The 9,429-nt window shown below is 71.2% G+C and carries 7 protein-coding genes; 5 read left to right on the top strand and 2 right to left on the bottom strand.

From position 1 onward, the window contains the following. Window positions 1–98 precede the first annotated feature (98 nt). The gene (locus DPA01S_RS17270) at window positions 99–1,382 is read right to left on the bottom strand and encodes a hypothetical protein (RefSeq protein ID WP_061914819.1); all 1,284 of its coding nucleotides are present in this window, start codon (window positions 1,380–1,382) and stop codon (window positions 99–101) included. Window positions 1,383–1,496: 114 nt separating this feature from the next. Here DPA01S_RS17270 and DPA01S_RS07010 point away from each other — a divergent pair, with 114 nt between their 5' ends. After that, window positions 1,497–2,465 carry a quinone oxidoreductase family protein gene (locus tag DPA01S_RS07010; protein ID WP_061914839.1) on the top strand — a complete coding sequence of 323 codons (969 nt, stop codon included), beginning with the start codon at window positions 1,497–1,499 and terminating at the stop codon, window positions 2,463–2,465. Window positions 2,466–2,476: 11 nt separating this feature from the next. Here the strand turns inward: DPA01S_RS07010 and DPA01S_RS07005 are convergent, their stop codons facing one another. Then, window positions 2,477–3,385 (bottom strand): heme o synthase, encoded by a 909-nt coding sequence (locus DPA01S_RS07005; RefSeq protein ID WP_061229215.1) that lies wholly within the window; start codon window positions 3,383–3,385, stop codon window positions 2,477–2,479. A 283-nt stretch (window positions 3,386–3,668) separates the two neighbouring features. Here DPA01S_RS07005 and tkt point away from each other — a divergent pair, with 283 nt between their 5' ends. The 4 genes from tkt to DPA01S_RS06985 are packed head-to-tail and all read left to right on the top strand — an operon-like array spanning window position 3,669 to window position 9,377. Beyond that, complete coding sequence (gene tkt, locus DPA01S_RS07000) at window positions 3,669–5,780, top strand: transketolase (RefSeq protein WP_061229193.1); 2,112 nt, start codon at window positions 3,669–3,671, stop codon at window positions 5,778–5,780. Then, a complete protein-coding gene (gene tal, locus DPA01S_RS06995) occupies window positions 5,777–6,883 on the top strand; it encodes a transaldolase (RefSeq protein ID WP_061229192.1) in 1,107 nt (368 codons plus the stop codon). Before tkt ends, tal begins: the two co-directional genes overlap by 4 nt. Further along, a complete protein-coding gene (gene zwf, locus DPA01S_RS06990; RefSeq protein WP_375545176.1) occupies window positions 6,880–8,460 on the top strand; it encodes a glucose-6-phosphate dehydrogenase in 1,581 nt (526 codons plus the stop codon). The genes tal and zwf overlap by 4 nt, the downstream gene beginning before the upstream one ends. Next, complete coding sequence (locus tag DPA01S_RS06985; RefSeq protein WP_311200786.1) at window positions 8,457–9,377, top strand: glucose-6-phosphate dehydrogenase assembly protein OpcA; 921 nt, start codon at window positions 8,457–8,459, stop codon at window positions 9,375–9,377. The genes zwf and DPA01S_RS06985 overlap by 4 nt, the downstream gene beginning before the upstream one ends. The last annotated feature ends 52 nt before the right edge of the window (window positions 9,378–9,429 follow it).

The raw sequence follows: 9,429 nt of genomic DNA, 5'->3' as shown, positions 1-9,429 counted from the left end.
GGATCTGCGGGTGGAGTAGCGGATTCTCGCGTTCCGGCGCCAGGCCCCGGGGGCACGCACCTGCGCCGGGCCCTTGGGCGGGTCCGGCGCCCGGGCGGTCAGACCAGAGCGCCCGATCCCGCCATGCGCTTCCAGTGCCCCGCCGGGACATCGGTGCGCGACACGAGCTCGCGGGTCCAGTCCGAGCCGCTGAGGCCGGAGATGCCGTCGCGGACGGACTCGGCCTCGGACAGCGAGTCCACCATCGTGTCCCCGAGGACGCCGTCGGCACCCACGAGGGTGATACGGACGCCGCGGCGACCGACCGGCTGGAGGACGACGTCCGCCGACCCGCCGTGGCGGGCGAGGAACTTCTCCACGAACTTGGCCGTCTTGGCCGGAGGCGTCGGACCCGCGGGAACCGGCGCGGCCTCGATCTTCTCGGCTTTCTCCGCCGGCTCGTCCGCCGGGGGCACAGCAGCGGGCTGCGACGCGGCGGGGGCGTCGGCCGGGCGATCGGCGGCCGACGGTGCGTCGGTCTCCTTCGCGTCAGCGGTGAGCTCCGCGGTCTGCTTCGCGGCGGCCGCGCCGCCACCGAGCGTGAGGCCACCGGACGTGCCGCCTCCGGGGGCCTTCGCCTTGGACCCGCCGCCGAGCGTCAGACCGCCGGACGCGCCGCCGCCCGGTGCCTTCGCGCCGGAGCCGCCACCCAGGGTGAGACCGCCGGACTTCTTCTCGGCCGGCGAAGCGGTCCCGGAGGTCTTCTCCTCCGCGACGGGCGCAGCGGTGCCGGCAACTCCCGCCGCGGCAGCCGCGGCGCCGCCCCCGAGCACGACCTTGGCGGCCGAACCGCCGCCGGGGGTCTTGGCCTTGGAGCCGCCACCGAGCTTGAGGCCGCCACCGGACGCGGGAGCGACGGTCGCCGGCTTCGGCGAGGCCGGCGCCGCGTCCTCGGCCTCTGGCGCCGATTCGGTGGGAGTTGGCTCGGACGCGGAGGACGCCGGGGCGGAACCGCCGCCGAGCTCCGTGATGCGCGAGCCGTGCAGGGTCGACGCACCTCCCCCCGGGGCGCGCGGGGCGCGACGGCCGAGCGAGATTCCGCCGCCCGCACCGCCCGCACCGCCGGCTGCGGCGGGAGCTGGGGCCGGCTTCTCCGGGGTCCCGGCCTCCGCTGCCGGCTCCCCCGCCTCCGGTGTGTCCTGGGCGATGGAAGCCTGCTCGTCCACGCCGGCCCCGGACGGCTCGGCCTGTGCGGCCGCGGGAACCGCCGTCGTCTCCTCAGCCGCCGTCGACGACTCTGTGGGTTCGGACGCCGTATCGGATCCCGTCGTGGTGATCTCGGACCGGCCGGTGGCCCGGACTCGCGGCCCCCCGGCGTACTGGGAAAGGATCTGCAGGCTCATGGGGCGTAGCCTATCGTCTCCCCCGCTGCGGATCGGTCGGCACTCCCGCGTTGCCCCGAACCGGTGACGGCGCTCCGGCTGCGCCGGGCCGCGCCCTACCGGATACTGGGCGCCATGCGTGCGATCCAGATCTCCCGACACGGCGGCCCCGAGGTGCTCACACCGGTGGAGGTCGACGAGCCGTCGCCCGGCCCGGGCGAGGTGCTCGTCCGTACCCGCGCCATCGGGGTCAATTTCATCGACACGTACTTTCGCGAGGGCGTCTACGCGCGGGAGTTGCCGTTCGTCCCGGGTAGCGAAGGCGTGGGGGTGATCGAGGCGGTCGGCGAGGGCACTCCCGACCTGGTCGCCGGTGACCGGGTGGCCTGGTGCCAGGTGCCCTCTTCCTACGCCCAGTACGTCGTCGCCCCCGCCGAGTCGGTGGTCACCGTGCCGGAGGGGATCGACGACGACGTGGCGGCCTCGATGCTGCTGCAGGGACTCACCGCGCACTACCTGATCACCGACACCCACCGGGCCTCGGCCGGCGATCACGTGCTAATCACCGCCGGGGCGGGCGGCGTCGGACAGCTCCTCATCCAGCTGGCGGTGGCCCACGGCTTCCGGGTGATCACGACGACCTCGACCGAGGAGAAGGCCGACCTCTGCCGCGACCTCGGGGCGCACCACGTGCTGCTCTACCCGGAGGCCACGCCGGAGAGGGTGCGTGAGTTGGCGGAGGGGGGCGTCGCCGCCGTTTTCGACGGCGTGGGTAGGGACACGTTCGACGACAGTCTGGCGGTCCTCGCACGGCGCGGCACGCTCGTGCTGTTCGGCGCCGCGAGCGGTCCGGTGCCCCCGGTTGATCCGCAGCGACTCAACGCGGCCGGATCGGTGTTCCTCACCCGCCCGACCCTCGCCGACTACATCGCGACGACGGAGGAGTTCCGCGGCCGGGCCGGCGAGGTCCTCGAAGGGGTCGTCGACGGCACACTGCGGCTGTCGGTGGGGGCGACGTTCGGCCTATCAGAGGCCGCGGAAGCGCACCGAGCCCTGCAGGAGCGGCGGACGACGGGTTCGGTGACACTCGACCCCGACCGCTGAGCGGGACCCGGTCAGGCCAGCGACAGGAGCTCCGCCACGGTCTGCAGTCCGAGCACCGCGTCGATGGACAGGGCCACGAACACCCCGGCGAGGTAGTTGTTCGACAAAATGAACAGCTTGAGCGGCTTCACCTCGACGCCGCGGCGCACGCCCGCCTCGAGGCGATGCGCCATGACGATGAACCACACGCCGAAGCCGATCGCGCCGGCCGCGTAGACCCAACCCGCCGCGGGGATGAGCGCGAACGTGCACAGCACGGTGACCCACGTGTAGATCGTGATGCGGCGGGTCACGCCCTCGGGACCCATGACCACGGGCAGCATCGGCACGCCGGCGGCTTTGTAGTCCTCCTTGTAACGCATCGCGAGGGCCCAGGTGTGCGGTGGCGTCCAGAAGAAGATGATGAGGAACAGCACGACCGCCTGCCACCAGTTATGGGGCTGTCCATCCGGCAGGTTGTCGGTGATGACCGCCCACGAGACGAAAACCGGCATGCAGCCCGCGGCGCCGCCCCAGACGACGTTCTGAGCGGTCCGCCGCTTGAGGATCATCGAGTACACGATCACGTAGAACAGGATCGTGATGAGGATGAAGAAGGCGGCGAGCCAGCTGTTGGCCAGGAGCCCCAGCCAGAGCATGCTCGCCACACCGAGCGTCAGGCCGAAGACCAGCGCGGCACGCGGGGTGATCGCGTGGCGGGCGAGCGGGCGGCGCTCGGTGCGCTTCATCACCTGGTCGATGTCGTAGTCGACGACCATGTTGAGCGAGTTCGCGCTCGCCGCGCCCATCCAACCGCCGACTAGGGTGAGCAGCACCAGGGAGAGGTGGATGTTCCCGCGATCCGCTTGCAGCAGGGCCGGGATAGCGGCGACGAGGAGCAACTCGATGACCCGCGGCTTGGTGAGGGCGATGTACGCCATCACCACGTCGACCACGCGGGCCCGCCCGCTCGCCGGAGCCGGCCGCCCCGTGGACTCTGGAGGGGAGACTGATGGCCCCCCACTCCGGGTCGGGGTGGAATCGTGCACCGGAACTCCTCGCAGCAGACGTCAACGCACTACCGAGCCGATACTACGTCCCCCCCGCGCGGTCCGCGAAAGAGCGGGGGCGGGGACGGTACGCCCCCCGCGGCCGTGACCACTAAGGTGGTTCACGACATACGCGCGGATCCGCGCCGCACCCTCAGACCCGGGAGAACCACAAGTGACCAGCGCGTCGGAGATCACCGAGCTCACCACCGCCCGCCACCCATCCGACTGGACCGAACTGGACTCCCGTGCAGTGGACACCGCACGCGTTCTCGCCGCCGAGGCCGTGCAGAATTGCGGCAGTGGTCACCCGGGCACCGCGATGAGCCTCGCCCCGCTGGCCTATACGCTCTACCAGCGCATCATGCGGCACGACCCGTCCGATCCGACGTGGGTGGGACGGGACCGCTTCATCCTGTCCTGCGGGCACACCTCACTCACCCAGTACATCCAGCTGTACCTCGCCGGGTTCGGCCTCGAACTCGAGGATCTCAAGGCGCTGCGTACGTGGGGCTCGAAGACCCCCGGCCATCCCGAGTGGCGGCACACCGACGGGGTGGAGATCACCACCGGCCCGCTCGGGCAGGGACTGGCCTCCGCGGTCGGTATGGCGATGGCGGCACGGTACGAGCGCGGGCTGTTCGACCCGGACACCCCCGCGGGCAAGAGCCCGTTCGACCACTTCATCTACGTGATCGCCTCCGACGGTGACATTCAGGAGGGCGTCACGGCCGAGGCGGCCTCGCTCGCGGGCACGCAGCAACTCGGTAACCTCATCGCGATCTACGACGACAACGAGATCTCGATCGAGGACGACACCCGAATCGCGTTCAACGAGGACGTCGCGGCCCGCTACGAGGCCTACGGGTGGCACGTCCAGACGGTGAACGGCGGCGAGGACGTGGCAGCGATCGAGGAGGCGATCGCCGACGCACGAGCCGTCACGGACAAGCCGTCGATCATCGTCCTCCGCACGATCATCGCCTACCCGGCGCCGAACGCGATGAACACCGGCGCGGCGCACGGTGCCGCGCTGGGCCAGGACGAGGTCGATGCCGTCAAGGAGGTCCTCGGGATGGGCGGCACCGAGCCGTTCACCGTCGAGGACGAGGTGATCGCCCACACCCGTGCGGCCCGCGACCGCGGCGCCCGCGTCCACGCGCAGTGGAGCGACATGTTCCACGCCTGGGCGGAAGCCAACCCGGAGCGCAAGGCGCTGTTCGACCGCCTCTACTCGGGCCAGCTCCCCGAGGGGTGGGACGCCGACCTGCCGACCTGGGAGGCCGACCCCAAGGGCGTCGCGACCCGTAAGGCCTCCGCCGAGGCCATCCAGGCCCTCGCGGCCACGCTCCCGGAACTGTGGGGCGGTTCCGCCGACCTCGCCGGATCCAACAACACCCCCATCAAGAACGCGGACTCCTTCGGCCCCACGTCGATCACCACCGACACGTGGACCGCCTCCCCCTACGGGCGGAACCTGCACTTCGGTGTCCGGGAGCACGCGATGGGCGCGATCCTCAACGGCATCGCACTCCACGGCCCCACCCGCCCGTACGGCGGGACGTTCCTCATCTTCAGCGAGTACATGCGCCCGGCCGTCCGGCTGGCCGCGCTCCAGGGCAGCAACGCCTACTACGTGTGGACCCACGACTCGATCGGTCTGGGCGAGGACGGCCCGACCCACCAGCCGGTCGAGCAGCTCGCGGCGCTGCGCGCGATCCCGGGGCTGGCGATCCTCCGTCCGGCCGACGCCAACGAGACCGCCGCCGCCTGGCGGGCGATGCTGAAGGCGCTCGACGGGCCCAAGGGGCTGTGTCTGACCCGGCAGAACGTGCCCGTGCTCGAGGGCACCGCGCAGCTCGCCCGTGAGGGTGTCGAGCGGGGCGGCTACGTCCTCGCCGAGGCGTCGACGGGTACCCCCGAGGTGATCCTCATCGGCACGGGGTCCGAGGTCCAGCTGGCCGTGGCCGCGCGGGAGACCCTCGAGGACGCGGGCGTGCCCACGCGGGTGGTCTCCATGCCCTGTGTCGAGTTCTTCGACCAGCAGGACGCCGAGTACCGCGAGTCGGTCCTCCCGTCTGCCGTGCGCGCCCGGGTCTCGGTCGAGGCCGGCATCGCGATGCCGTGGTACCGGTTCCTCGGGGACGCCGGCCGGGCCGTCTCGCTCGAGCACTTCGGCGCCTCCGCGCCCTACGAGACCCTGTTCACCGAATTCGGGATCACCGCCGACGCGGTGGTCTCCGCCGCCCGCGAGTCGCTCGCGGCCGCCCGAGGGGAGGCATCATGACCAACGCCAATCTCGCCGCTCTCAGTGCCGCCGGGGTCTCCGTGTGGCTCGACGACCTGTCCCGTCAGCTCCTCGCCTCCGGTGAGCTCGAGATGCGGATGGCGGAGTACTCCATCGTGGGTGTGACCACCAACCCTGCGATCTTCCAGTCGGCACTGGCGGACTCGTCGGCCTACGAGGGCGCCCTCGCCGAGGCGGTGCGGGCCGACCGCGAACTCGCCTCCGTGGTCCGCGCGCTCACCACCGCAGACGTCCGGGACGCCTGTGACCTGTTGGCGCCGACCTATCGGGCGACCGACGGCGTGGATGGCCGCGTCTCCCTCGAGGTCGACCCGGGCCTGGCACACGACACGGCGGAGACCGTCCAGCAGGCGGTCGAGCTGTCCGCCGCGGTCGACCGGCCCAACGTCATGATCAAGATCCCCGCCACCTCTGCGGGACTGCCGGCGATCACCGATGTCATCGGCAAGGGCATCGACGTCAACGTCACGCTGATCTTCTCGGCGGACCAATACCGGAAGGTCGCGGAGGCGTACCTCACCGGCCTAGAGCGGGCCGTGGCCGCCGGGCACGATCTGTCGTCGATCCACTCCGTGGCGTCGGTGTTCGTCTCCCGCCTGGACACCGAGATCGACTCTCGCCTCCCGGAGTCGTCAGAGCTGCGCGGCCAGGCCGGGCTCGCCAACGCCCGCCTGTGCCAGGAGGTCTACGACGAGGTATTCGACCCGGCCGGCCGATTCGGCGAGCTGGCGGACCGCGGCGCCCGGCCGCAGCGTCTGCTGTGGGCCTCCACGGGGGTCAAGGACCCGGCATACCCCGACACGCTGTACGTGACCGGGTTGGTGACTCGCGGGACCGTCAACACGATGCCCTTCGCCACCATGCAGGCGTTCGCCGACCACGGCGTGGTCGAGGGGGACACGGTCCGTGGGACCGCCGAGGCCTCCCGGGCCACGCTCGACGCGTTGCGCGCCGAGGGCATCGACCTGGACGAGGTCTTCGCGCTGCTCGAGCGTCAGGGCGTGGAGAAGTTCGTCACCGCCTGGGACGACCTGATGGACACGGTGAGGGCGCGGATCGACGAGATCCCGTCGGATTCGTGACCGGCCCCGACCGTCTGGACACGTCCGACGCCGAAAGTTCTACAGGGGCCACCGAGGGATGGGTCAACCCGCTCCGGGACCCCCGCGACCGGCGTCTGCCGCGGATCGCTGGGCCCTCCGGCCTCGTGATCTTCGGCGTCACCGGTGACCTGTCCAAGAAGAAGCTCATCCCGGCGATCTACGATCTCGCCAACCGGGGTCTGCTCCCGCCCGGGTTCTCGCTCATCGGGTTCGGTCGGCGTCAGTGGGCGCACGAGGAGTTCGCGGCGTTCGCCCGCGAACAGGCCCGCGAGCGCTGCCGGACACCGTTCCGTGAGGATGTATGGGAGCAACTCGCCGCGGGACTGAGGTTCGTGACCGGCACCTTCGACGACGACGAGGGATTCGACCGCCTCGCGGACCAGCTGGTCGCGCTCGAGGCGGAGCGGGGCACGGCTGGCAACTACGCGTTCTACCTGTCGATCCCCCCGGATGACTTCCCGACCGTGTGCCGGCACCTCGATCGCACCGGGTGCACGCGGGGCCCCGAGGGGTCCTGGCGCCGGGTGGTCATCGAGAAACCCTTCGGTCATGACCTCGCCAGTGCGTGCGAGCTCAACGCGGTCGTGGGGGCGGTGTTCCCCGAGGACTCGGTGTTCCGTATCGACCACTACCTCGGCAAGGAGACGGTCCAGAACATCCTGGCGTTGCGCTTTGCCAACCAGCTCTTCGAGCCGGTGTGGAACGCCAACCACGTGGACCACGTCCAGATCACGATGGCCGAGGACATCGGTCTCGGCGGGCGCGCCGGGTACTACGACGGTATCGGTGCCGCGCGCGACGTCATCCAGAACCACCTGATCCAGCTGATGGCGCTGGTGGCGATGGAGGAGCCGACCGATTTCTCCGCCGCCGCGCTGCGTGCGGAGAAGACCAAGGTCCTCGAGTCCACCTCGCTGGCGTTGCCGATCTCCGAGACCGCCGCGCGCGGTCAGTACGCCGGTGGCTGGCAGGGTTCCGAGCAGGTCGTCGGGCTGAAGGACGAAGAGGGCTACGACCCGTCCTCGGCGACCGAGACCTACGCGGCCATCACCCTGGAGGTCCACAACCGACGGTGGGCGGGCGTCCCGTTCTACCTGCGGACCGGTAAGCGCCTGGGGCGTCGTGTCACCGAGATCGCGGTCGTCTTCCGGCGCGCGCCGCACCTGCCCTTCGACGCAACGATGACGCAGGAGCTGGGACAGAACGCCCTGGTGATCCGCGTCCAGCCGGACGAGGGGGTCACCCTGCGGTTCGGGTCGAAGGTACCGGGGACCGCGATGGAGGTCCGCGACGTCAACATGGACTTCGCCTACGGCGAGGCGTTCACCGAATCCTCCCCCGAGGCGTACGAGCGCCTCATCCTCGACGTGCTGCTGGGCGAGCCGTCTCTCTTCCCGGTCTCGCGTGAGGTGGAGTTGAGCTGGCAACTGCTCGACCCGGTCCTGCGCGAGTGGAAGTCCGAGGGCCAACCGGAGCAGTACCAGGCGGGCACCTGGGGGCCCAGGGGCGCCGACGAGATCCTGGCCCGCAGCGGCCGCGCATGGAGGCGACCGTGATCATCGACCTACCCGACACCTCGACCCGCGCGATCGCCAAGAAGCTGGTGCAGATCCGCGAGGAGGCGGGCCTGAGCACGATCGGCCGCGTCCTCACGCTCATCGTCATCACCGACCACGTCCGTGGCAGCGAGTCGGCGATCGACGCGGCGAACGAGGCCAGCCGGGAGCACCCGTGCCGCGTCATCGTGGTGATCCGGGGGCGGCGCGCCGACGCCGATCGGCTGGATGGCCAGATCCGCGTCGGCGGCGACGCCGGCGCGGCGGAGGTCGTCGTGTTGCGCACGTCCGGCGCGATGGCGTCGCAGTCGGCGTCGCTCGTGACGCCGCTGCTGCTGCCCGACACCCCGCTCGCGGTGTGGTGGCCCCGCCACTCCCCGACGCTGCTGTCCGAGGACCGCGTGGGTCGGCTCGCCCGGCGCCGCATCGTCGATTCGGACGCCGAGGGGCATCCGACGGACGCCCTGGCCAAGCGAGCGGCCGGGTACTCCCCCGGTGACACCGATCTGGCGTGGGCGCGCATCACCCATTGGCGTTCGTTGCTGGCCGCGACCCTCGATCGACCCCCTTTCGAGCCGATCACGGGCGCCACCGTGTGTGGGCCGGAGCGTGCGGCGTCGGTCGATCTCGCCGGCGGGTGGCTAGCGTCCCGCCTCGGGATCGACGTCCTGCGGGCGGTCGGGCCGAGGATGGTCGTGCTGGAGCGGGCCTCCGGGTCCATCGTCGTCGAGCAGGTCAGCGCGACCTCCGCGGAGCTGCGCATCACCGGGCAGTCCCCCACGCGGGTCGCTCTCGTGGGTCGGAGTGTGGCCGACTGTCTGGCGGAGGAGTTGCGCCGCATGGACACTGATGGTGTGTACGCGGACGCGTTGGCCAACCACGATCGCGTCATCTACACCTCGGCGTCGGTTCGCTGAGCCGGGGCCGGAAGGCCGGCACCCGCGTCCGTTCCCACCCCACCACCACGAC

The sequence above is a fragment of the Dietzia papillomatosis NBRC 105045 genome (assembly GCF_001570845.1).
In the GTDB taxonomy this organism is placed as follows: Bacteria; Actinomycetota; Actinomycetes; order Mycobacteriales; family Mycobacteriaceae; genus Dietzia; species Dietzia cinnamea.
This window is presented reverse-complemented; position numbering and strand designations above follow the sequence as displayed.

Bases quoted from the DNA above. Each gene is read 5' to 3' on its own strand.
- DPA01S_RS07010 (WP_061914839.1), top strand. From the start codon at position 1,497: ATGCGTGCGATCCAGATCTCCCGACACGGCGGCCCCGAGGTGCTCACA.
- DPA01S_RS17270 (WP_061914819.1), bottom strand. From the start codon at position 1,382: ATGAGCCTGCAGATCCTTTCCCAGTACGCCGGGGGGCCGCGAGTCCGG.
- tal (WP_061229192.1), top strand. From the start codon at position 5,777: ATGACCAACGCCAATCTCGCCGCTCTCAGTGCCGCCGGGGTCTCCGTG.
- DPA01S_RS07005 (WP_061229215.1), bottom strand. From the start codon at position 3,385: ATGGCGTACATCGCCCTCACCAAGCCGCGGGTCATCGAGTTGCTCCTC.